The 23,926-nt window shown below is 56.1% G+C and carries 20 protein-coding genes; 13 read left to right on the plus strand and 7 right to left on the minus strand.

Annotated elements, in window-relative coordinates:
• Positions 1-14: 14 nt before the first annotated feature.
• From fes to wzz(fepE), 4 genes are all read left to right on the plus strand, one after another.
• On the plus strand, positions 15-1,229 hold the full coding sequence (gene fes / locus J4617_RS19935; protein WP_017466027.1) for an enterochelin esterase: 1,215 nt from the start codon (positions 15-17) through the stop codon (positions 1,227-1,229).
• Between the two features lie 30 nt (positions 1,230-1,259).
• Positions 1,260-1,478 (plus strand): MbtH family protein, encoded by a 219-nt coding sequence (locus tag J4617_RS19940; protein ID WP_017466028.1) that lies wholly within the window; start codon positions 1,260-1,262, stop codon positions 1,476-1,478.
• A complete protein-coding gene (entF, locus tag J4617_RS19945) occupies positions 1,475-5,359 on the plus strand; it encodes an enterobactin non-ribosomal peptide synthetase EntF (protein WP_017466029.1) in 3,885 nt (1,294 codons plus the stop codon). The genes J4617_RS19940 and entF overlap by 4 nt, the downstream gene beginning before the upstream one ends.
• A 249-nt stretch (positions 5,360-5,608) precedes the next feature.
• A complete protein-coding gene (gene wzz(fepE) / locus J4617_RS19950) occupies positions 5,609-6,745 on the plus strand; it encodes an LPS O-antigen length regulator Wzz(fepE) (protein WP_017466030.1) in 1,137 nt (378 codons plus the stop codon).
• A 53-nt stretch (positions 6,746-6,798) separates the two neighbouring features.
• Here wzz(fepE) and fepC read toward each other — a convergent pair whose 3' ends face one another.
• From fepC to fepD, 3 genes are read right to left on the minus strand one after another with little or no spacing between them, the layout of a single operon-like run.
• Positions 6,799-7,593, minus strand: coding sequence for an iron-enterobactin ABC transporter ATP-binding protein (gene fepC, locus J4617_RS19955; RefSeq protein ID WP_000140620.1), 795 nt, complete (start codon positions 7,591-7,593; stop codon positions 6,799-6,801).
• Positions 7,590-8,579 (minus strand): iron-enterobactin ABC transporter permease, encoded by a 990-nt coding sequence (fepG, locus tag J4617_RS19960; RefSeq protein ID WP_000480064.1) that lies wholly within the window; start codon positions 8,577-8,579, stop codon positions 7,590-7,592. Before fepG ends, fepC begins: the two co-directional genes overlap by 4 nt.
• Positions 8,579-9,586 carry a Fe(3+)-siderophore ABC transporter permease gene (gene fepD, locus J4617_RS19965; RefSeq protein WP_001277879.1) on the minus strand — a complete coding sequence of 336 codons (1,008 nt, stop codon included), beginning with the start codon at positions 9,584-9,586 and terminating at the stop codon, positions 8,579-8,581. The genes fepG and fepD overlap by 1 nt, the downstream gene beginning before the upstream one ends.
• Before the next feature lie 110 nt (positions 9,587-9,696).
• Here fepD and entS point away from each other — a divergent pair, with 110 nt between their 5' ends.
• Positions 9,697-10,941, plus strand: a complete 1,245-nt coding sequence (gene entS / locus J4617_RS19970) for an enterobactin transporter EntS (RefSeq protein ID WP_017466031.1) — start codon at positions 9,697-9,699, stop codon at positions 10,939-10,941.
• A gap of 62 nt (positions 10,942-11,003) precedes the next feature.
• Here entS and fepB read toward each other — a convergent pair whose 3' ends face one another.
• Positions 11,004-11,960 (minus strand): Fe2+-enterobactin ABC transporter substrate-binding protein, encoded by a 957-nt coding sequence (fepB, locus tag J4617_RS19975; protein ID WP_001238992.1) that lies wholly within the window; start codon positions 11,958-11,960, stop codon positions 11,004-11,006.
• Between the two features lie 308 nt (positions 11,961-12,268).
• On the opposite strand from fepB, the gene entC reads away from it, so the two are divergent.
• From entC to J4617_RS20010, 7 genes are all read left to right on the plus strand, one after another.
• A complete protein-coding gene (entC, locus tag J4617_RS19980) occupies positions 12,269-13,444 on the plus strand; it encodes an isochorismate synthase EntC (RefSeq protein WP_000367596.1) in 1,176 nt (391 codons plus the stop codon).
• Between the two features lie 9 nt (positions 13,445-13,453).
• Entirely contained in the window at positions 13,454-15,064 is a 1,611-nt protein-coding gene (entE, locus tag J4617_RS19985; protein WP_001222459.1) for a (2,3-dihydroxybenzoyl)adenylate synthase EntE, read from the plus strand.
• Between the two features lie 13 nt (positions 15,065-15,077).
• Positions 15,078-15,935, plus strand: a complete 858-nt coding sequence (locus J4617_RS19990; RefSeq protein ID WP_001007166.1) for an isochorismatase — start codon at positions 15,078-15,080, stop codon at positions 15,933-15,935.
• Positions 15,935-16,690 carry a 2,3-dihydro-2,3-dihydroxybenzoate dehydrogenase EntA gene (gene entA / locus J4617_RS19995; RefSeq protein WP_000145522.1) on the plus strand — a complete coding sequence of 252 codons (756 nt, stop codon included), beginning with the start codon at positions 15,935-15,937 and terminating at the stop codon, positions 16,688-16,690. Before J4617_RS19990 ends, entA begins: the two co-directional genes overlap by 1 nt.
• Positions 16,691-16,692: 2 nt before the next feature.
• Complete coding sequence (entH, locus tag J4617_RS20000) at positions 16,693-17,106, plus strand: proofreading thioesterase EntH (RefSeq protein ID WP_000637965.1); 414 nt, start codon at positions 16,693-16,695, stop codon at positions 17,104-17,106.
• 181 nt (positions 17,107-17,287) lie between these two features.
• Positions 17,288-19,393 carry a pyruvate/proton symporter CstA gene (cstA, locus tag J4617_RS20005; RefSeq protein WP_001043108.1) on the plus strand — a complete coding sequence of 702 codons (2,106 nt, stop codon included), beginning with the start codon at positions 17,288-17,290 and terminating at the stop codon, positions 19,391-19,393.
• A 63-nt stretch (positions 19,394-19,456) separates the two neighbouring features.
• The gene (locus J4617_RS20010) at positions 19,457-19,654 is read left to right on the plus strand and encodes a YbdD/YjiX family protein (protein WP_000460619.1); all 198 of its coding nucleotides are present in this window, start codon (positions 19,457-19,459) and stop codon (positions 19,652-19,654) included.
• Positions 19,655-19,689: 35 nt separating this feature from the next.
• Here the strand turns inward: J4617_RS20010 and J4617_RS20015 are convergent, their stop codons facing one another.
• Positions 19,690-20,778 carry an oxidoreductase gene (locus J4617_RS20015; RefSeq protein WP_001016849.1) on the minus strand — a complete coding sequence of 363 codons (1,089 nt, stop codon included), beginning with the start codon at positions 20,776-20,778 and terminating at the stop codon, positions 19,690-19,692.
• 126 nt (positions 20,779-20,904) lie between these two features.
• On the opposite strand from J4617_RS20015, the gene J4617_RS20020 reads away from it, so the two are divergent.
• Complete coding sequence (locus tag J4617_RS20020) at positions 20,905-22,065, plus strand: pyridoxal phosphate-dependent aminotransferase (RefSeq protein WP_001245597.1); 1,161 nt, start codon at positions 20,905-20,907, stop codon at positions 22,063-22,065.
• On the opposite strand, the gene J4617_RS20025 is transcribed toward J4617_RS20020, so the two are convergent.
• Entirely contained in the window at positions 22,066-22,683 is a 618-nt protein-coding gene (locus tag J4617_RS20025; RefSeq protein WP_001164756.1) for a ParB/RepB/Spo0J family partition protein, read from the minus strand.
• Entirely contained in the window at positions 22,656-23,891 is a 1,236-nt protein-coding gene (locus tag J4617_RS20030) for a phosphoadenosine phosphosulfate reductase (RefSeq protein WP_000118137.1), read from the minus strand. The genes J4617_RS20025 and J4617_RS20030 overlap by 28 nt, the downstream gene beginning before the upstream one ends.
• Between the last annotated feature and the right edge of the window lie 35 nt (positions 23,892-23,926).

A 23,926-nucleotide genomic window follows, 5' to 3' on the forward strand; every position in this document is an offset into this window, starting at 1 on the left:
AACACAGGGTTATAATGAAAGAGGCGCTGGCAACGGGAAGTAAGGCCTGGTGGAGGACGAAAACCGGGCCGGAATGGATACGGGAAAAAGACGGAAATTATCGGGTCACTTTTTGGTGGCGCGACCCGCAGGGAAACGAAACACACTCCCCGATACGGCGTGTCTGGGTCTACATCACTGGCGTAACCGATCATCATCAAAACGCGCAGCCTCAGACGATGGCGCGTATTGCCGGAACGGATGTCTGGCGCTGGAGCACGGCGCTTAGCGCTAACTGGCGCGGCAGCTACTGTTTTATTCCTACCGAGCGCGATGACGTTTTTGCCGCTTTTGCGCCGGGCGAAACGCCCGATCGGAACGCACTGCGTGAAGGCTGGCGACAGTTATTACCGCAGGCGATTGCCGACCCGCTTAATTCGCAAAGCTGGCGGGGAGGACGTGGTCATGCGGTTTCAGCGCTGGAAATGCCGGATGCGCCCCGTCAGCCGGGGTGGGATCGTCCTGAAACGCCGTACTCGCCGCCTTTGATGATGCAGTGGCATAGCGAACGTCTGGGTAACTCCCGCCGCGTATGGATATTGACGACCGGAGACGAGGCGCCGGAGGAAAGACCGTTGGCTATTCTGCTGGACGGTCAATTCTGGGCGGAAAATATGCCCGTCTGGCCCGCGCTCGCCTCGCTGACTCATCAACGCCTGCTTCCCGGTGCCGTCTACCTGCTGATTGACGCGATTGATACTCAACACCGCAGCCAGGAGTTGCCCTGCAATGCCGACTTCTGGCTGGCGGTGCAGCAGGAACTGTTGCCGCAAGTCAGAGCCGTGACGCCTTTTAGCGATGATGCCGGGCGAACGGTGGTCGCCGGACAGAGTTTTGGCGGCCTGTCGGCGCTGTATGCCGGCCTGAACTGGCCGACGCGTTTTGGCTGTGTACTAAGCCAGTCAGGATCGTTCTGGTGGCCTCATCGCATCACCCCGCCGGAGGGAGAAGTCATTACCCGGCTGAAAACCGGCGCATTATGCGCGCGCGGACTGCGTATCGTACTGGAAGCCGGCGTGCGTGAGCCGATCGTGTTTCAGGCGAATCAGGCGCTTTATGCCCAACTGAATACCTCGCAGCAGTCCATTTTCTGGCGTCAGGTTGACGGCGGACACGATGCGCTTTGCTGGCGCGGCGGGCTAACGCAAGGGCTGATGCTGCTTTGGCAGCCGCTTATCGACACGCTTTAACCGGGCACATGTCCATGACAGGAGTTGAGTATGGAGTTCAGTAATCCCTTCGATAATCCGCAGGGACAGTTTTACATCCTGCAAAATGCGCAGCGTCAATTCAGCCTTTGGCCAGCGGTATGTGCGCTTCCCGCAGGCTGGGACGTGGTATGTGAACCGCAATCGCAGGACGCGTGCCAGCAGTGGCTTAATACGCGCTGGACAACACTGAATCCGGCGCATTATGCCGATAAGCAGGAGGCGAAATGACGCAGCGTTTACCGTTAGTCGCCGCCCAGCCGGGGATCTGGATGGCGGAAAAACTCTCTGATTTACCCTCCGCCTGGAGCGTGGCGCACTACGTGGAACTGAATGGCGAGCTGGATGCCCCCTTGCTGGCAAAAGCGGTAGCGGTAGGGATGCAACAGGCGGATACGCTACGGATGCGTTTTACCGAAGAGAACGGCGAGGTCTGGCAATGGATAGATCCTGAGCACACCTTCGGCGAGCCCCCGATTGCCGATTTACGCGACCAGCCCGATCCGCATCACGCGGCGCTGGCGTTAATGCAGGCGGATTTACGGCAAAACCTGCGCGCAGATAGCGGTAAGCCGCTGGCGTTTCACCAGTTAATCTGCATTGATGATACCCGCTGGTATTGGTATCAGCGCTATCACCATTTGCTGGTGGATGGCTTTAGCTTCCCGGCGATAACTCGCCAGATTGCGGCGATTTATCGCGCCTGGCAGAGCGACGCTCCTACGCCGGAGTCGCCTTTTACCCCCTTTGCGGATGTGGTCGAGGAATATCAGCGCTATCGCCAGAGCGAGGCCTGGCAGCGTGACGGCGCCTTCTGGGCGCAGCAGCGCCGCGAGCTGCCGCCGCCGGCGTCAATTTCTGCCGCGCCGCTGCCGGGGCGGTCGGCGAGTGCGGGTATTCTGCGTATGAAATTGAGCGCGCCGGCGGGGGCGTTTCGCCAACTGGCGGTGCACATGCCTGAGATACCGCGAGCGGATCTTGCCCTGGCGCTGGTGACGTTGTGGCTGGGACGATTATGCGGGCGAATGGATTATGCCGCTGGATTTATCTTTATGCGGCGGATGGGATCGGCGGCGTTAACGGCGACCGGGCCTGTCCTTAACGTGTTGCCGCTGGCGATTAACCTTCATGCGACGGAAGATCTGCCAACACTGGCGAAGCGTCTTGCGGCGCAGTTAAAGAAGATGCGCCGCCACCAGCGTTACGACGCCGAACAGATTGTACGCGATAGCGGGCGAGCCGCAGGGGAGACGCCGCTATTTGGCCCGGTGCTCAATATAAAAGTATTTGATTATCATTTGGATCTTCCTGGCATACAGGCGCAAACCCATACCCTGGCTACGGGGCCGGTTAACGATCTTGAACTGGCGCTTTTTCCGGATGAAAACGGCGGTCTGGATATTGAATTGCTGGCGAATGCACAGCGTTACGATGACGCCACGCTCTCCCGCCATGCCTTACGATTGATGGCGCTTATCACGCAGTTTGCTGATAACCCGGCGCTGCGCTGCGGCGATGCGCAAATGCTGCTGGCGGAAGAACAAACGCAATTAACACACCTTAATAATACGGCGGTAACGATTCCCGCCGCCACGCTTAGCGATTTGGTGGCGCAGCAGGCGCAAAAAACGCCAGAGGCTTCCGCGTTGGCAGATGCGCATTATCACTTTACCTACCGTGAAATGCGTGAACAAGTTGTGGCGCTGGCATACGCGCTGCGGGAACGCGGCGTTCAGCCTGGCGATAGCGTGGCGGTGGCGTTGCCGCGGTCGGTTTTCCTGACCTTAGCGCTGCATGGCATTGTCGAGGCGGGCGCCGCCTGGCTGCCGCTGGATACCGGTTATCCTGACGATCGGCTGCGAATGATGCTGGAAGATGCGCAGCCGAAACTTTTAATTACGACTCAGGCGCAGCTGGCGCGCTTTCACGATATTCCGGGGATGGAATATTTGTGTTATAGCCAACCGCTACCGGTCAGTGACGCCACTCCGCTGGGGCTGTCGTTACCGCATCATACCGCTTACATCATTTTCACCTCTGGCTCGACGGGCAGGCCGAAAGGGGTGATGGTGGGACAAACGGCGATAGTCAACCGGCTGCTGTGGATGCAGGATCACTATCCGTTGACGGCGGATGATGTAGTAGCGCAAAAAACGCCGTGCAGTTTTGACGTCTCAGTATGGGAGTTTTTCTGGCCGTTTATCGCCGGGGCGAAACTGGTGATGGCCGAGCCGGAAGCGCACCGCGACCCGCTCGCGATGCAGCGGTTCTTTGCGCAATACGGCGTCACGACCACTCATTTTGTGCCGTCGATGCTGGCGGCCTTTATTGCCTCGCTCACGCCAGCGTCGGCTGGGAAAAGCTGCGCTTCCTTAAAGCGCGTTTTCTGTAGCGGCGAGGCCCTGCCGACGGCGCTGTGCCGCGAATGGGAGACGTTAACCAACGCGCCGCTACACAATCTGTACGGGCCAACGGAGGCCGCGGTGGATGTGAGCTGGTATCCGGCCTGTGGCGATGAGCTGGCGGCTGTTGACGGCAACAGTATCCCGATTGGTTATCCCGTCTGGAATACCGGTTTACGTATTCTCGATGCGCATATGCAGCCGGTGCCGCCGGGCGTGGCTGGCGATCTCTATCTTACCGGTATCCAACTGGCGCAGGGCTATCTGGGGCGTCCGGATCTTACCGCCAGCCGTTTTATCGCCGATCCTTTTGCGCCAGGCGAACGGATGTACCGTACCGGAGATGTGGCGCGCTGGCTGGATTCCGGCGCGGTGGAGTACCTGGGGCGCAGCGACGATCAGCTCAAAATTCGGGGGCAACGTATTGAACTGGGCGAGATTGACCGCGTCATGCAAACGCTGCCGGATGTTGAACAGGCGGTAGCACATGCCTGCGTCTTTAATCAGGCGGCGGCGACGGGCGGGGATGCCCGGCAACTGGTCGGCTATCTGGTGTCGCACTCCGGTTTGCCGCTGGATTTACCGGCGCTGCAGGAAAAATTACGCCAAAAACTTCCCGCGCATATGGTGCCAGTTGTGTTGTTGCAACTTGCCGGTTTGCCGCTTAGCGCTAATGGCAAGCTGGATCGTAAAGCCCTGCCGCTGCCGGACCTGACGCCGCGCGTGAAAGGGCGTGCGCCGCAGTCCGCAACGGAGATTGCTGTCGCCGCGGCGTTTTCCCGCCTGCTGGGCTGTGAGATTAACGACGTTGAAAGTGATTTCTTTGCGCTGGGCGGACATTCGCTGCTGGCGATGAAACTGGCCGCGCAGCTAAGTCAGACGTTTAACCGCCAGGTGACGCCGGGGCAGGTGATGGTGGCGTCTGACGTGGCGCAGTTAAGTAAGCTGCTCGATACTGACGATGACGAACGCTCGCGCAATCTGGGGTTCGGGCCGCTGTTGCCGCTGCGTGAAAGCGATGGTCCAACGTTATTTTGTTTCCATCCGGCGTCGGGGTTCGCCTGGCAATTTAGCGTATTATCACGCTATCTCAGCCCGTCGTGGTCGATTATGGGGATTCAGTCGCCGCGCCCCGCTGGCCCTATGCAAACCGCAACCACTCTTGATGAGGTATGTGAACATCATCTGGCGACATTGCTCGCCCGGCAGCCGCATGGCCCTTATTATTTATTAGGCTATTCGCTGGGCGGGACGCTGGCGCAAGGGATCGCCGCCCGGTTGCGCGCGCGCGGCGAAACGGTGGCGTTTTTGGGGTTACTGGACACCTGGCCGCCGGAAACGCAAAACTGGCGGGAAAAAGAGGCGAATGGCCTCAATCCGGACGTATTGGCGGAAATTGAACGTGAACGCGCTGCGTTTGTCGCCGCTCAGCAGGGAAATGCCTCCGACGCCTTATTTACCGCCATTGAAGGCAATTATGCGGATGCTGTCCGTTTGCTGACGACGGCGCATAGCGTACCGTTTGATGGACATGCTACGCTCTTTGTGGCGGATAAAACGGTGCCGGAAGGCGTATCGCCTGAACAGAGCTGGTCGCCGTGGATAGCGTCTTTGGCTATTTATCGCCAGCCGTGCGCGCATGTAGATATTATTTCTCCCTCCGCTTTTGAAACTATCGGGCCCATCATCAGCGAACTTATTAATAAATAACGGGCGTTGTTTCTGCCTTTAACAAATTAAATCCTGAAACCCATAATAATGACTAATTATTATGGGTTTTTTATTGCAACTATTAATTCTTTTAACATAAGTGATACATGCTACAGGCAAGTTTAATTCCGAATATTTAGCTTTTCGGGCACTGGCGCGCAAAGAGTGTTTCGGATAATTCTGACTTGCTGTTAGAATCTCTGACAGGAATGTGTTCTTTCATTGGATAAAGTTTTCAGGTCATACGGCATGCCATCTCTTAATGTAAAACAAGAAAAAAATCAGTCATTTGCAGGTTATTCACTGCCGCCCGCCAACAGTCATGAAATCGATTTGTTTAGCCTTATAGAGGTGTTATGGCAGGCGAAACGTCGTATTCTTGCTACCGTTTTCGCCTTTGCGTGCGTGGGGTTGCTTCTGTCCTTTCTGCTGCCGCAAAAATGGACCAGCCAGGCGATTGTCACACCGGCGGAGTCGGTACAGTGGCAGGGGCTGGAGAGAACGTTGACCGCGCTGCGCGTGTTGGATATGGAGGTAAGCGTTGATCGGGGCAGCGTATTTAATCTGTTTATTAAAAAGTTTAGCTCGCCCTCGCTGCTGGAAGAATATCTTCGTTCTTCTCCGTATGTCATGGATCAATTAAAAGGCGCGCAAATAGACGAGCAGGATCTTCACCGGGCGATTGTCCTGCTGAGCGAAAAAATGAAAGCGGTGGACAGTAATGTCGGCAAGAAAAATGAAACGTCGTTATTCACGTCGTGGACATTGAGTTTTACCGCGCCGACGCGGGAAGAAGCGCAAAAAGTGTTAGCTGGCTATATTCAGTACATCTCCGATATCGTCGTGAAAGAGACGCTGGAAAATATTCGTAACCAGCTGGAAATCAAAACCCGCTACGAGCAGGAAAAGCTGGCGATGGATCGGGTGCGTCTCAAAAACCAGCTTGATGCCAATATTCAACGTCTCCATTATTCGCTGGAAATCGCCAACGCCGCTGGCATTAAGAGACCGGTTTACAGCAATGGTCAGGCGGTAAAAGATGATCCGGATTTTTCTATTTCCCTCGGCGCGGATGGTATTTCCCGCAAACTGGAAATTGAAAAAGGGGTAACGGACGTGGCCGAGATTGACGGTGATTTGCGTAACCGTCAATACCATGTTGAACAACTGGCGGCAATGAATGTGAGCGACGTGAAGTTTACCCCGTTTAAATATCAACTGTCGCCGTCTCTGCCAGTGAAAAAAGATGGCCCGGGTAAAGCGGTCATTATTATCCTGGCGGCGTTGATTGGCGGTATGATGGCCTGCGGCGGCGTATTACTGCGTTACGCGATGGTCTCGCGTAAAATGGAAAACGCGCTGGCGATAGATGAACGGTTAGTCTGATTTACCCGAAAAGCCGGATAGCGATTATCCGGCTTTGTCATCTGTGTGAACGACTATCGCCGTCCCAGCGGTACTACCAGCGGCGTACCGGCAACCGGATCGTCGATAATCATACAGCGCAGCCCATAGATTTTTTCGATAAGCTCAGCGGTAACAATCTCTTTCGGCGCGCCCTGTGCGACAATGTTACCTTCGCGTAATGCAATCAAATGCGTGGCGTATCGGCAGGCCTGATTCAGGTCATGCAGGACGGCGGCGAGCGTATAACCTTTTTCGCGGTTGAGATCGCTTAACAACTCCAGCAAATCAATTTGATGGCTAATATCCAGCCACGTTGTCGGCTCATCCAGCAGCATGATGGACGTTTCCTGCGCCAGCACCATGGCTATCCACGCCCGCTGACGTTGGCCGCCGGACAGAGTGTCTACACTTTGCGCCGCCAGTGAGGTGATACCTGTTGCACGCATGGCACTGGCGACGGCGTCGGCATCTTCCTTGCGCCAGCGGGTAAATAACGGCTGATGCGGATAACGCCCTCTGGCGACCAGTTCTTGTACGGTGATATCGCCCGGCGTGGTGGCGTTTTGCGCCAGCAATCCGATGCGCCGCGCCACCTCTTTACTGGCGTAACGCTGTATCTGTTCGCCATCCAGCCAGACATGGCCGTCAACAGGCGTCATCAGACGGCTTAGCGTACGTAGCAACGTCGACTTGCCGCAGCCGTTAGGGCCGATGATGGCGGTAAAATGGCCGTCCGGAATCGAAACATTAAGGTTTTTTGCGACGGTATAGCTGCCATAACCCAGCGTTAACTGGTCGCCGCGTAAACGGGCTACGGATTCGGTCATTTTTTGCGGGACTCCTGAATTAACAAGACGATAAGGTAAATACCGCCGAGGCTGACGGTGACCACGCCCACTGGAAGCTGATAAGGCATAAACAGTTGCTGCGCGCACGCATCGGCGGCCAGTAGTAATAACGCGCCGCACAGCGCCGACTGGGTTAATCCCCAGCGCGCTGTGCCGCTAAGACGACGGGCGATGTGCGGCGCGACAAGGGCAATAAACGAGATGGGGCCAGCCAGTGCCGTTGCCGCAGCGGTGAGCGACACCGCCACCAGCATCAGCATCAGGCGTGACCGCTCCACGCTAACACCCAGCGCGCAGGCGCTGTCATCGCCCATCTCCAGCAGCCGCATACGACGCACCAGTAGCGCGGCGCCTGTCAGCATTACAATAATCAGCGGCGCTGAAGGCCAGGTTTTTGCCCATGTCAGACCGTTGAGCGACCCGGCGTTCCATAAGCCGGCGGTGAGCGCCGTTTCCAGCGACGCCTGCAACAGAAGCCAGGTATTAAAGGCGACTAACATCGCGCGGATGCCGATACCGATGATAATCAGCCGGAAAGTTTCAATCCCGTTACGCCAGGCGAGCAGCCAGACAATCAATGACGTGACGATACCGCCCGCCATTGCCGCCAGCGCGATCGCGGTAAGATGCTGGCCAAACAGGACCATTGCGACCAGTACGCCGCTCCAGGCGCCGGTATTAAAGCCCATCACATCAGGGCTGCCTAGCGGGTTACGCATCAACGACTGAAAAATCGCGCCACTGACGCCAAGCGCAGCGCCAATCAGCAGCGCCATTAATACGCGCGGTAGTCGCCATTCGGTTACGACAAGGGTGATGTTACGCGGCGCGTCGCCCAGCAGCGCGGCAATAATCTGCCCGGTCTCAAGAGGCACGGCGCCGCTTTGCAGACTCCATAAGCCAATGGCGAAGCAGCCAGCCGCCAGAAGCAGGCAACTTACGATAAGCCGACGAGAAAGAAACATCACAGGCCGCCTCCGTTCGATTTACGGCGTACCAGAAAGATAAGTACCGGCGCGCCGATAAACGCACTGACAACCGATACGCGGAGTTCGCCCGGCACCAACAGACGACCAATAATATCGGCAAAAAGCAGCAGAGCAGGGGTTGCCAGTAACGTCACTGGTAGCGACCAGCGGTGGTCTGCGCCCACCAGCCAACGCGCCATATGCGGCATCATCAGACCAATAAAGGCGATAGGGCCGACCAGCGCCGTTGCGCTGCCGCACAAGACGGTAATCGCCAGTAAACCGATAAGTTGGGTGCGCGCCACTTTACTCCCCAGCGCCGTCGCGGTATCGCTGCCGAGGCTCAGGCTGTTCAGCGCTCGGCTCAGAAATAGCGCCACGATCCCAGCGATAACCACGGGCGCGAGCGCGACTTTCAACGTTTGCAGGCTACGAATGTCCAGCGATCCCGCCTGCCAGAAGCGAAGCTGATCATAGACCTCTGGATTTAACAGCGCGATGCCGCTGGTCAGTCCTTCCAGTACCGCGCCAAGCGCCACGCCCGCCAGTGTCAGGCGGACCGGGCTTAACTGGCCGCCGCCCTGACTACCGGTGAAGGCGACAATCAGCGATGCGATAAGCGCGCCGCTAAATGCCATGAAAAGCTGTTCCAGCGGCGTGGAGAAACCAAACAGCGCCGCGCCCAGTACAATGGCGAAGCTGGCGCCGTTGTTAACGCCCAGAATCCCCGGGTCGGCGAGCGGGTTACGAGTGAGTGTTTGCATGAGCGCCCCGGCGAGGCCCAACGCGCCGCCTGCCAGTAATCCGGCCAGCGTACGCGGCAAACGCGCATCCAGGACGATGGTGCAATCGGCGCTTTGGCACACGCCGGTGAACGCCTCTAGCACGACGGCGGCGGGCAGCGGTTTCGCGCCAATGACCAGGCTTAAAACCGCGGCGAGACTCAGTAATAACAACAATCCGGGCACGGCAAACGCGCGCGTCACGGAAAACGAGCATGACATAGTAACTTCCCTGATAATGATAGTAATTATCGTTATCTATCTTATTTGGTTATGTTAGCATGTGCAGCCATTGAATGGATATTTAAAAAAACTCGCATTAAGGCGTTGTAATGAATCGACAATCCTGGCTGCTCAATCTCAGCCTGTTGAAGACGCACCCTGCATTTCGCGCAGTATTTCTGGCCCGTTTTATCTCTATTGTCTCGCTGGGGCTGCTTGGCGTGGCGGTTCCGGTACAGATCCAAATGATGACGCACTCCACCTGGCAGGTAGGGCTGTCGGTAACGTTAACCGGCGGCGCCATGTTTATTGGCTTAATGGTGGGTGGCGTACTGGCCGATCGCTACGAACGCAAAAAGGTGATTCTGCTGGCGCGCGGTACTTGCGGTATTGGCTTTATTGGCCTGTGCGTGAACTCGCTGCTGCCGGAACCGTCATTGCTGGCGATATATCTCCTTGGCCTGTGGGACGGCTTTTTCGCGTCTCTGGGCGTGACCGCGTTACTGGCGGCGACGCCAGCGCTGGTCGGAAGAGAAAATCTGATGCAGGCCGGCGCGATTACCATGCTGACGGTACGTCTGGGATCGGTTATTTCGCCGATGTTGGGGGGCATATTGCTTGCCAGCGGCGGCGTAGCCTGGAACTATGGGCTGGCGGCCGCCGGGACGTTTATTACGCTATTGCCGTTACTGACGCTGCCGCGACTGCCTGTTCCTCCGCAGCCGCGGGAAAATCCTTTTATCGCGTTACTGGCGGCATTTCGTTTTTTGCTCGCCAGTCCGCTTATCGGCGGTATTGCGCTGCTTGGCGGTCTGGTGACGATGGCAAGCGCGGTACGCGTCCTCTATCCGGCGCTGGCGATGAGCTGGCAGATGTCGGCGGCGCAAATCGGTTTACTGTATGCGTCAATTCCGCTGGGGGCGGCCATTGGCGCGCTGACCAGCGGACAACTGGCGCATAGCGTTCGTCCGGGGCTCATTATGCTGGTTTCGACAGTCGGTTCTTTTCTGGCGGTGGGGCTGTTCGCCATCATGCCGGTCTGGATCGCAGGTGTTATCTGTTTGGCGCTATTTGGCTGGCTTAGCGCCATCAGTTCGTTATTACAATACACTCTGCTGCAAACCCAGACGCCGGAAAATATGCTGGGGCGAATGAACGGCCTGTGGACCGCGCAAAACGTCACGGGAGACGCTATCGGCGCGGCGCTGTTAGGCGGTCTTGGCGCAATGATGACGCCGGTCGCTTCCGCGAGCGTGAGTGGATTCGGGCTGGTGATTATCGGTTTGTTGCTGCTGTTAGTGCTGGGCGAGCTACGTCGTTTTCGCCAGACGCCGCCGGTTAGCGATGCTGGCTGATGAAGGGGCGTTTATCCGACTGACCAAATCGGTCTGGTCAGTCGGATAAGACTCCGATAAGGCTAAAACAGGGCGGCAAGCCGGTTAAGCAACAATGTTGCGCTGTAATAATCCAGACGGAACGTCTCCGTACCCAGGGCATAGACGCGCTTATTTTGCACCGCTGGCAGGTGCGCCAGCAGCGGATTGGCGTAAAGGGCCGCGACATCTTTGTTGTCGCCGGCAAACAGGAAAAGAGATTCGCCGTTTAACCCGGCGGCCAGATTTTCACCGCCAAGCTGAATGATATCGTGGCGCTTACCCTGGCTTTTGCTGGTTTGCAGCCCTCGGGGCAATGTCGCCAGCGTAAAGCCTAACTGTGTCAATAGCTTGCCTTGTGCTGATTCTGGCGTCCACAGATTGGCGCTATGCGCGGCAGGGGTATACACCAGCGCGCTAACCGGCTGCGGCGGCAGGGCGATTCGCTGTTTAACCGTCGTCAGTTGCGCCTCAAACTCCGCTATTCGCGCGGCGGCCTGTTTCTCCTGACCGGTGATCTCGCCAAGTTGCGTGAGCAAACTCTGCCAGCTTTTATCGTCATAATTGATGACGAGCGTCGGCGCGATAGCGGAGAGCTGATCGTAAAGCGCCAGCGCGGAGTCGCCGCCGGTGGCGCTAATCAAAATGAGATCCGGCATTTGCGCGGCGACCGTTTCGGCATTCGGTTCGCCGATGTACAGCCGGGCGACATGGCGAGCCTTTGCTACGTCGCTCCACTGGCGCATAAACCCTTGATCGTCGGCAAAGCGGTTATTCGGCGTAGTGGCTCCGCTGGCGACGACGGGCGCATCAATCGCCAGCAACGAGCCTGTCAACGTCACGCTGGTAGAGACGATACGCGCGGGTTTGTGGTCCAGAGTATGAACGCCGCGGCTGTCCTGGATTTGCCGGGGCCAACCGGCGTCCTGGGCTAAGGATATTCCTGAAATTGATAAACCAACCACTAAAAGCAGCCAACGATAAAAGGCGGGGAGTCTCACAATAGCGTCCTGTTATTAATAAAGTTAATGCTTCTCATTTTCATGTCAGCGGCAGCGAGATGCAAGCCTTAGTGCCATTTAACTCATGACCAGAGTTGACAGAGCGACGTTTTACTCTTAGGTTAGCGCACTAAAAATAGAAATAATAATCATTATTATACACAAAATCATTCAAGAAGCATCGCAACGGCAAGGGAAGAAATCCCCGCGAGCATAGATAACTGTGTGACCGGGGTTTCTGAGCGCAGCCAACAAAGAGGCAGCTTGAAAGATGAAGTGTATATAAGCCTTTATCATTGGAGGATGATATGGATATGTCACTGGCCGAGGACGCTCAGGAGACAATGGCAACGCTTGCTCCCGATCGCTTTTTCTTCATGTCGCCGTATCGCAGTTTTACCACTTCCGGGTGCTTCGCCCGTTATACCGAGCCTGCGGTTGCCGGCGATTCGCCGGATAGCCCTTTCCAGCAGAAATTGCGCCAGCAGTTTGCCGAGGCCAAATCGCAGGGCATCGCCAACCCTATCCTGGTGGGGGCGATCCCCTTTGATACTCGTCAGCCGTCGTCGCTATTTATCCCGATGGCGTGGCAGTCCTTTTCCCGCCAGCAAAAGCAGCGCACGGCGCGTTATTTTACTGACCATCAGCCGCTGACGGTGACGGCGCGAAAGGCGATTCCGGAGCAGGATGCTTTTGAAGCGATGGTCGCACGCGCGGCTATGCTGACCGCCACGCCAGACGTCGATAAAGTGGTGCTTTCCCGGCTAATAGATATCACCACTGATGTGGCGGTGGATAGCGGAGCATTGCTGGAGCGGCTGGTTGCGCAGAATCCAGTTAGTTACAACTTCCATGTACCACTGGCGGATGGCGGCGTTCTGCTGGGCGCCAGCCCCGAATTGCTGCTACGCAAGGAGGGCGAGCGGTTTAGTTCGCTGCCGTTAGCAGGCTCGGCACGCCGACAGCCCGATGACGTTCTGGATCGCGAGGCGGGAAACCGACTGCTGGCTTCACAAAAAGATCGGCATGAACATGAGCTGGTGACGCAGGCGATGAAGCAGATCCTGCGCGATCGCAGCACGGAACTGCAATTACCTTCCTCTCCGCAGTTGATCACCACGCCGACGCTATGGCATCTCGGTACGCCGTTTGAGGGCAAGGCCAACGCCGGAGAAAACGCGCTGACGCTGGCCTGTCTGCTGCATCCAACGCCTGCGTTAAGCGGTTTCCCTCATCAGGTCGCGAAAAAGCTGATTGCTGAACTGGAACCGTTCGATCGTGAACTGTTTGGCGGCATTGTCGGCTGGTGCGACGCCGAAGGAAACGGCGAGTGGGTAGTGACGATTCGTTGTGCGAAATTGCACGGTAATCAGGTGCGCCTGTTCGCTGGCGCCGGGATTGTCCCTGCCTCTTCGCCAGTCGGCGAGTGGCGGGAAACCGGCGTCAAGCTCTCTACGATGTTGAACGTTTTTGGACTGCATTAAGGAACGATGATGCGTATACCTTTCACCCGTTGGCCGGATGAATTTGCCCGCCGTTATCGTGAAAAAGGCTACTGGCAAGACGTGCCGTTGACCGATATTCTGACCCGCCACGCTGACAGCGATAAGACGGCGGTCATTGAAGGCGAGCGCGCATTCAGCTATCGCCAGCTCAACCAGGCCGCGGATAATCTGGCCTGCTATTTACGCCGTCAGGGCATCAAACCTGGCGAAACCGCTCTGGTGCAACTGGGGAATGTACCGGAACTGTATATCACTTTTTTCGCCCTGTTGAAGCTTGGCGTAGCGCCCGTTCTGGCGCTGTTTAGCCATCAACGTACCGAACTTAACGCCTATGCGATGCAGATCGCGCCGACGCTGGTGATTGCCGATCGCCAACATACGCTGTTCGCCGGCGAGGACTTTCTCAACACGTTTGTGGCTGAACACCGCTCTGTGCGGGTGGTGTTATTGCGTAACGACGACGGCGATCACAGCCTGGACGCGGCGATGCGGCAGGCGGCGGAAGATTTCACCGCCACGCCATCACCTGCTGACGAAGTGGCCTACTTTCAGCTTTCCGGCGGTACTACCGGCACGCCAAAGCTTATTCCCCGTACCCATAACGACTATTACTACAGCGTGCGCCGCAGCAATGAGATTTGCGGTTTCAACGAGGAGACGCGTTTTCTGTGCGCGATTCCCGCCGCGCATAACTACGCCATGAGTTCGCCGGGCGCGCTGGGCGTTTTTCTCGCCAAAGGAACGGTAGTGCTGGCGACCGATCCCAGCGCCACGCTCTGTTTCCCGCTGATCGAAAAACACCAGATTAATGCCACGGCGCTGGTGCCGCCCGCGGTCAGTCTATGGCTACAGGCTATCCAGGAGTGGGGCGGCAATGCGCCGCTGGCGTCATTAAGGTTATTGCAGGTCGGCGGCGCGCGGCTTTCTGCGACGCTGGCCGCCCGTATTCCGGCTGAAATTGGTTGTCAGTTGCAGCAGGTCTTCGGCATGGCGGAAGGGTTAGTGAACTATACCCGGCTGGACGATAGTCCGGAACGGATTATCAATACCCAGGGAAGACCCATGTGTCCGGACGACGAAGTGTGGGTGGCGGATGCCGACGGGAATCCACTGCCGCCGGGCGAGATTGGTCGTCTGATGACGCGCGGCCCCTATACTTTTCGCGGCTATTTCAACAGTCCGCAACACAATGCCAGCGCCTTTGACGCCAACGGTTTTTACTGTTCCGGCGATCTGATCTCCATTGATCAAGACGGCTACATCACCGTTCACGGGCGTGAAAAAGATCAGATCAATCGGGGCGGCGAGAAGATAGCCGCCGAAGAGATAGAAAACCTGTTACTGCGCCACCCGGCGGTGATCCATGCGGCGCTGGTCAGCATGGAAGATGAACTGCTGGGGGAGAAAAGTTGCGCATATCTGGTGGTAAAAGAGCCGCTGCGAGCGGTACAGGTACGCCGTTTCCTGCGAGAGCAGGGCGTGGCGGAATTTAAATTACCGGATCGCGTGGAGTGCGTTGCGTCACTGCCACTGACGCCGGTTGGTAAAGTCGATAAAAAACAATTACGCCAGCGGTTGGCGTCACGTTCACCGCTCTGAAGGAGAAAGAGAGATGGCAATCCCGAAACTACAGTCTTACGCGCTGCCCACCGCACTGGATATCCCGACCAACAAAGTGAACTGGGCATTTGAGCCGGAGCGCGCGGCGCTGCTCATCCACGATATGCAGGATTACTTTGTCAGCTTTTGGGGCCGCAACTGCCCAATGATGGACCAGGTGATTGCTAATATCGCCGCCCTGCGCCAGTACTGTAAGGAACATCATATCCCGGTCTATTACACCGCTCAGCCGAAAGAGCAAAGCGATGAAGATCGCGCGTTACTCAATGATATGTGGGGGCCGGGACTGACGCGCTCTCCGGAACAGCAGAAGGTGGTAGAAGCCTTAACGCCGGATGAGGCGGATACGGTGCTGGTGAAGTGGCGCTATAGCGCGTTTCACCGCTCGCCGCTGGAACAGATGTTAAAAGATACCGGACGTAATCAGCTCATCATTACCGGCGTGTATGCGCATATTGGCTGTATGACCACCGCTACCGATGCGTTTATGCGCGACATTAAGCCGTTTATGGTGGCGGATGCGCTGGCGGATTTCAGCCGGGAAGAGCATCTGATGGCGCTGAACTATGTGGCGGGGCGTTCCGGTCGCGTCGTCATGACCGAGTCGCTGCTGCCGACGCCGGTTCCTGCCAGTAAAGCGGCGCTGCGGGCGTTGATTCTGCCGTTGCTGGATGAGACCGACGAGCCGCTGGATGATGAAAACCTGATTGATTATGGCCTGGATTCAGTACGCATGATGGGGCTGGCAGCGCGCTGGCGTAAAGTACACGGCGATATCGACTTCGTGATGCTGGCGAAAAACCCGACCATTGACGCCTGGTGGGCGCTGCTTTCTCGCGGGGTAGAGTAATGACCGGCTTTGATTTTTCAGACAAAACGGTATGGGTGACCGGGGCGGGGAAAGGGATCGGTTACGCGACGGCGCTGGCGTTTGTCGACGCCGGGGCGAGGGTGATCGGCTTCGATCGCGAATTTACGCAAGAGAATTATCCCTTTGCTACCGAAGTCATGGATGTGGCGGATGCCGCACAGGTTGCGCAGGTGTGCCAGCGTGTGTTGCAAAAAACGACGCGGCTGGATGTGCTGGTCAACGCCGCCGGTATTTTGCGTATGGGAGCGACCGATGCGCTTAGCGTCGACGACTGGCAGCAGACGTTTGCGGTCAATGTGGGCGGGGCATTTAACCTGTTTTCGCAGACGATGGCGCAGTTTCGCCGTCAGCAGGGAGGGGCGATTGTCACCGTAGCCTCAGATGCGGCGCATACGCCGCGCATCGGTATGAGCGCCTACGGCGCCTCTAAAGCGGCGCTGAAAAGCCTGGCGCTAACCGTAGGGCTGGAGCTGGCGGGCTGCGGGGTGCGCTGTAATGTGGTGTCGCCTGGTTCGACTGACACCGATATGCAGCGCACGTTATGGGTGAGTGAAGATGCCGAACAGCAGCGTATTCGCGGTTTCGGCGAACAGTTTAAGCTCGGCATACCGCTCGGTAAAATCGCCCGTCCGCAGGAGATAGCCAATACCATTTTGTTTCTTGCCTCCGATCTGGCCAGCCACATTACCTTGCAGGATATCGTGGTGGACGGCGGTTCAACATTGGGAGCCTGACGATGATCTGGAAACGGCATTTAACGCTGGATGAATTGAACGCTACCAGTCAGAACACTTTGGTGGCGCATCTGGGCATTGTTTACACCCGTCTGGGCGATGACGTGCTGGAGGCGGAAATGCCCGTCGATGCCCGCACTCATCAACCGTTTGGTCTGCTACACGGCGGCGCATCGGCAGCGCTGGCGGAGACGTTGGGATCAATGGCGGGTTATCTGATGACCCGCGACGGGCAGTGCGTGGTCGGGACCGAGTTAAACGCCACTCACCACCGCGCCATCTCGCAGGGGAAAGTACGCGGCGTTTGCCTGCCGCTGCATCTGGGGCGGCAGAATCAAAGCTGGGAAATTACGCTCTTTGACGAGCAGGGGAGGCGCTGCTGCACCTGTCGCCTGGGAACGGCGGTAATGGGATAGTTCTGGCAAAGTAAAATGCAATTGCAGCATTAACCAAGAAAGGAAGTGATCTGGTTAACACTGTAATGTAAAAAATGGGTAACGATCTGGTTTTATCATGTTGTTGTGTTGTTAATTACGGTAAAGGTGTTATAGAAACAAAATGTAACATCTCTCTGGAACACCCAAACGGACAACAACTATGAATAAATCAGGGAAATACCTCGTCTGGACAGCGCTCTCAGTATTGGGTGCGTTTGCCTTGGGCTATATTGCGTTAAATCGTGGGGAACAGATCAACGCGCTATGGATCGTGGTGGCGTCGGTCTGTGTCTATCTTATTGCGTATCGTTTTTATGGGCTCTATATCGCCAAAAAAGTGCTGGCGGTTGACCCAACGCGTATGACGCCCGCGGTACGTCATAATGATGGTCTGGATTATGTCCCGACCGATAAAAAAGTGCTTTTTGGTCACCATTTTGCGGCCATTGCTGGCGCAGGTCCGCTGGTCGGGCCGGTACTGGCGGCGCAGATGGGCTATCTGCCGGGGATGATCTGGCTGCTGGCGGGCGTCGTGCTGGCGGGAGCGGTGCAGGACTTTATGGTGCTGTTCGTCTCGACCCGGCGCGATGGGCGTTCGCTTGGCGAGTTGGTTAAAGAGGAGATGGGCGCGACGGCAGGGGTGATCGCGCTGGTAGCCTGCTTTATGATCATGGTGATCATTCTGGCCGTCCTGGCGATGATCGTGGTGAAAGCGCTGACCCATAGCCCGTGGGGAACGTACACTGTCGCGTTCACTATTCCACTGGCGATTTTTATGGGCATCTACCTGCGTTATCTGCGTCCGGGGCGCATCGGCGAGGTGTCGGTCATTGGGCTGGTATTTCTTATTTTCGCTATTATTTCCGGCGGATGGGTGGCGGCAAGCCCAACCTGGGCGCCGTACTTTGATTTTACTGGCGTGCAGCTTACCTGGATGCTGGTGGGTTATGGTTTTGTCGCGGCGGTACTGCCGGTCTGGCTGCTGCTCGCGCCGCGTGATTACCTCTCTACCTTCCTGAAAATTGGTACGATTGTCGGTCTGGCGGTCGGGATTCTGATCATGCGTCCGACGCTGACTATGCCGGCGCTGACCAAATTTGTTGATGGTACCGGACCGGTCTGGACGGGCGACCTGTTCCCGTTCCTGTTTATTACCATTGCCTGCGGCGCGGTCTCCGGTTTCCATGCGCTCATCTCCTCCGGCACGACGCCGAAGATGTTGGCCAACGAAGGCCAGGCCTGCTTTATCGGCTACGGCGGGATGTTAATGGAATCTTTCGTCGCCATTATGGCACTGGTCTCCGCCTGTATTATCGATCCGGGTGTTTACTTTGCGATGAATAGCCCGATGGCGGTACTGGCGCCAGCGGGGACAGCGGATGTCGTAGCTTCTGCCGCGCAGGTGGTCAGTAGTTGGGGGTTCGCTATCACGCCGGATACGTTACACCAGATTGCCAATGAAGTCGGCGAACAATCCATTATCTCCCGCGCAGGCGGTGCGCCAACGCTGGCGGTAGGGATGGCCTACATTTTACATGGCGCGTTGGGCGGCATGATGGATGTGGCGTTCTGGTATCACTTTGCCATTCTGTTTGAAGCGCTGTTTATTCTGACGGCGGTGGATGCGGGTACCCGTGCGGCGCGCTTTATGTTGCAGGATCTGTTGGGCGTAGTGTCGCCAGGGCTGAAACGTACCGATTCGCTGCCAGCGAACCTGCTTGCTACGGCATTGTGCGTGCTGGCGTGGGGGTATTTCCTCCATCAGGGCGTGGTCGATCCGTTGGGCGGTATTAACACCTTGTGGCCGCTGTTTGGCATCGCTAACCAGATGCTGGCGGGCATGGCGCTGATGCTTTGCGCCGTGGTACTGTTCAAAATGAAGCGTCAGCGTTATGCGTGGGTCGCGCTGGTGCCAACGGCCTGGCTGCTGATTTGTACGCTGACGGCGGGCTGGCAGAAAGCGTTTAGTCCGGATGCGAAAATCGGCTTCCTGGCCATTGCCAATAAGTTCCAGGCGATGATCGACAGCGGCAATATTCCGCCGCAGTACACCGAATCGCAGCTCGCGCAATTGGTATTCAATAACCGTCTGGATGCCGGGCTAACCATCTTCTTTATGGTGGTGGTCGTGGTGCTGGCGGTCTTCTCTATTAAGACGGCGCTGGCCGCTCTGAAGATTGATAAACCGACGGCGAATGAAACGCCGTATGAGCCGATGCCGGAAAATGTGGATGAGATCGTGACGCAGGCGAAAGGCGCGCACTAATCTTTTTACATCAATAGCCCTCTCCAGAATAAGGAGAGGGCATTTGGATGACAGGTGACAACGATGTTCGATACGCTTTCGAAAGCCGGAAAATATCTGGGACAGGCCGCAAAAATGATGATTGGCGTGCCAGACTACGACAACTATGTGGAACATATGCGCATAACGCATCCGGATCAGACGCCGATGACCTATGAAGAATTTTTCCGCGAGCGGCAGGATGCGCGCTATGGTGGAAAAGGCGGCGCGCGTTGCTGCTGAGTGTTGCCAGGCCTGATAAACGCAACGTCACCAGGCTATATTCTGAAAAATTCAACTTTTTCAAACGCCGCACGCAGGGTGTCTGGCGTTAACGTCACCGGTAAATAGTGGATGGATTCGACCGGGCGCAGGGTATGCGCGATGACCCTATCGATCTCGGCGGTGTTATGAATATCCACGTCCAGTTCGCTAAGCCGGGCCGGCAGATGAAATCGCCGGTACGCTGTAATCAATTGCGCCAGCACGTCATCTTGTCCCAGTAGCGCGCTTTGCACCAGAATGCCATAAGCCACTTTCGTTCCGTGCAGGAATTTTTCCGTTTGCGGCAGAACGGTCAGACCGTTGTGTACCGCATGGGCGGCGGCGACACGGGTATAGCGTTCCCCGAGGCCGCCGACCATACCGCCGCCAGCGATAATCGCATCCACCACGTCGCAAAATGCCTGGGTCAGCCGACGCTGCTGTTTATCCGCTAATGCTTGTTCGCTGCTGGTCAGCAGGAGATCGCGAATAGCGCACGCGCTGTTAATGCCCAGCCTTACGGTCAATGGCAACGTTTCAGGCTGCGGCGCAAGCACAACGGCTTCATACCATTTCGCCAGCGTATCGCCAATGCCAGCTAACAGATAGTCATCGGGCGCCTGCAGAATAATGCGCGGTTCGACCAGCACCAGAAAATTGGCATCATCAAAAATTTCGAACTGTAACGCCTGTCCCGCGTCGTTATACCAGACGGAAAGCGGTGTCCAGGCGGCGCAGGTTGCCGCGATTGTCGGGATAGCGACAAACGGCAGCGCCAGACGGCGGGCGAGCGCTTTGGCGGTATCGAGCAGCGCGCCGCCGCCGACGCCTATCACCACCTGACGATCGTCGTTGCAGGCGTGCGCCAGTTGGGCAACATGGCGTTCGCTACAATGGCCGGTAAACGGCAGATGCTTTGCGCCAGCACGTTCAAACGCTTCCGGCAGGTAAGGCCGGGCGGCGGCAATCGCGCGTTCGCCGTACACCCAAACGGCGTGGGAAAGCTGTTCCGGCGTGAAAAAGTCGGTCAGTCTTTCGAGGCTTCCTGCATGGGAAAAATAATTCGCCGGGCCGGTAACGACGCGGATCTCAGTGTGGTTCATGTTGTGTTGTCCTTAGGGTCTTCTCACCGTTGTTATTATATTTAGACATCTAAACGTCTTGATTGCCAAATACTAACACCCTGTGATAGTGTGTCAACAACCACATCACTGGCGGGTATGAAGATAATGAGAAATAACCCACTGATTCCAAAAAGCAAATTGCCAAATCTTGGTACCACGATTTTTACGCAAATGAGCGCGCTGGCGCAGAAACATCAGGCAATAAATTTATCGCAAGGCTTCCCTGATTTTGATGGTCCTCGTTATTTGCACGAGCGGTTGGCTTATCATGTCGCGCAGGGCGCGAATCAATATGCGCCGATGACGGGGGCGCAGGCGCTGCGGGAGGCCATTGCCGATAAAACGGCGGAAATATATGGTTATCGACCCGATGACGTCAGTGATATCACCGTCACAGCGGGCGCGACAGAAGCGCTGTATGCGGCGATTACCGCGCTGGTGCGGGCAGGGGATGAGGTTATCTGTTTCGATCCCAGTTACGACAGCTATGCCCCAGCCGTGGCGCTCTCCGGCGGCGTGTTAAAACGCATAGCGCTTACGCCGCCGCATTTTCGCGTCGACTGGCAGGCGTTTTCGGCGTTGCTTAGCGAGCGCACGCGACTGGTGATCCTCAATACGCCGCATAATCCCACCGCTACCGTCTGGCGTCAGGCGGATATCGAGGCGCTGTGGCAGGCTATCGGCGAGCGGGAAATTTATGTGTTAAGCGATGAAGTGTACGAACATATTTGTTTTGCCGTCGAAGGTCATGCCAGCGTATTGGCGCACCCTCAGTTACGAGAGCGGGCGGTTGCCGTTTCATCGTTTGGTAAAACCTTTCATATGACGGGATGGAAGATTGGTTACTGCGTTGCGCCTGCGGCCATTAGCGCCGAAATACGCAAAGTTCATCAGTACCTGACGTTTTGCGTCAATACGCCGGCGCAACTGGCGCTGGCGGATATGCTGCGCGCCGCGCCGGAACACTATCGCGCGTTACCCGATTTTTACCGGAAAAAACGCGATGTGCTGGTTAACGCGCTGGCGCAAAGCCGATTAAAAGTGCTGCCCTGTGAAGGTACCTATTTTCTGTTAATCGATTACAGCGCAGTGTCGACGCTAAATGACGTTGAGTTTTGTCAGTGGCTAACCGAAGAAGTCGGTGTCGCCGCTATTCCGCTCTCTGTCTTTTGCGCCGCCCCTTTCCCGCATCAGCTTATACGTTTATGTTTCGCTAAACAGGAATCAACGCTGCTGGCCGCCGCAGAGCGCCTGTGTAAACTGTAGTTATTTAACCGTCCACGCTCTGGAGAATCGACGGTCTGCAAAAAGCTCCTGCAGGCCGTTGATCTGTTTCAGGCGCAGGACTTCATCGGCGTCCATACCTAACTCCTGGCCGATTTTGCTCTCGTCCCAGCCTAGCAGAGAAAGTTCGCGCACGATTTCTGACATGGCGTGGATCTGGTGGCGCCCGCGCGCGCGGTTATGCCGAATGGTTGCCGCCATGCGTTCGTGACGTTCTCTGTCCAGACACGTTATCGGCAGGTAGCCTTTCAGACGCCTTTTCAGGGCCGCTTTTCCTTTGCCCAGCTCATGACGGTGAAAACCGTCTACAATCTCGTACTCCTCCGTATTGGCCTTTACCACCACGATCGGCTGAGTAAACCCATCTTGTTCAATCGATTTAAGCAGCAGTTTTTTCTCCGGCGGCGCAACGTTATTCGGGTTGTAGTCATTAGGTGAAATATGATCGTTTTTCACCCACAGGACACAATCGACAGGCTCATCGCGAAAAGGACTAACGCTATGTATCGCCATTCTAAATTCATTAATGGCGGCGATCCTCTCCTCTTCAGGCAGTTCAGAGAGAAAGTGAGTTATTTCGGTTGTGAGTCGGTGTTGCATAAGATCCCCCATTCCTGGCGTTTAGCTTTCATACGTTCGTTATAACGCTGGTAATTCTTAGGTTTTGTCGGACTGAATGACAGCGCCCGGCACCAGTAATCATTGTTCAGTAATACTTTGCAGATCCGTCGCCACGACGGAATATCGCGCGATCCGATATCGCCATGCTGCGTTTGTGGAATGGTGTGCATGCCTTTTTTCTTATACCACTGCAAATAAACGGCGATTTTATTACGGTAATGTTCGGCAGTGACTTCAGGCATACTGTGTAGCAGGAGCAGCGCGTACTCTTCCCAGTTAAGGTGATCGGGTTTTAAAATTTTCCGGTGGCCGTAAAAATGGCTGTCTTGTCCGGCGTATATTCCTCCGCTGAGTGCGCCGCTGACTCTGGCGCACATGGCCGCCCAGCGCTCAGGTTCGATAACATGATACAGCCATAACCCCTGTCGTTGTTCCGGGCCGAACGGTTCGCAAATACGCATGTAACGGGGCGGTACTCCAGCCTGATACATCAAATTATACAAAGGGTTACATGGTTTACCTGTTTTGGCGAACCAGGTCCAGATATCTGCGGTTTTCCAGTCATAGATGGGATAGATATACCAGGTGTGCCCCTTAGGGGCTAACGTGGTCCAGGGCTTATCGTCGGCAAAGCGCAGCTTATGCGAGTTAGCGATAGCGGCAAATCGGTTATAGGATTCGTCGGAACGAATACCGACCAGCATAGCGGCAGGACGTTTTTCTGAAAACCAGTCGGCAAAATCGCGAACGAACTGTTCAAAGGTCATGCCGTGTTGATAAAAGGAAAAAAAGGCCGGATCGGTAATCGCATCTTCTGGCGGTTGTCGTACCCAGTCGGTACCCGGCTGCCAACACTGCCACTCCGGCTGGTATTGTGAAAGGGAATTTTGTGTGGTTAAGGGTAATGCGACCCAATAAAAACGCTCAATAACGTCCGCGTAGTATTCACGTAACGATTCAATATAGGCGATGGTACAGGAGAATTGCGCTTCCCAGTCAATGAAGAGAACATGGATCTTTTTATTCATTTTGCGCGCCAACGTTGCCGTCAGGTGCAACATAAGTCCTGAATCTTTACCACCAGAAAATGAGACGCAGACCCGGGGTAAGGTTTCCAGGGTCCACATTATACGCTCTTGAGCCGCTTCCAGAACATTTTGCTCGAGCGGAACTTTATAAACCGACATCTCTGGATAGTCTCCGATGTGTTAACTACAGTATA

This window comes from Salmonella sp. 32010601201800023SM, from assembly GCF_017572235.1.
In the GTDB taxonomy this organism is placed as follows: Bacteria; Pseudomonadota; Gammaproteobacteria; order Enterobacterales; family Enterobacteriaceae; genus Salmonella; species Salmonella enterica.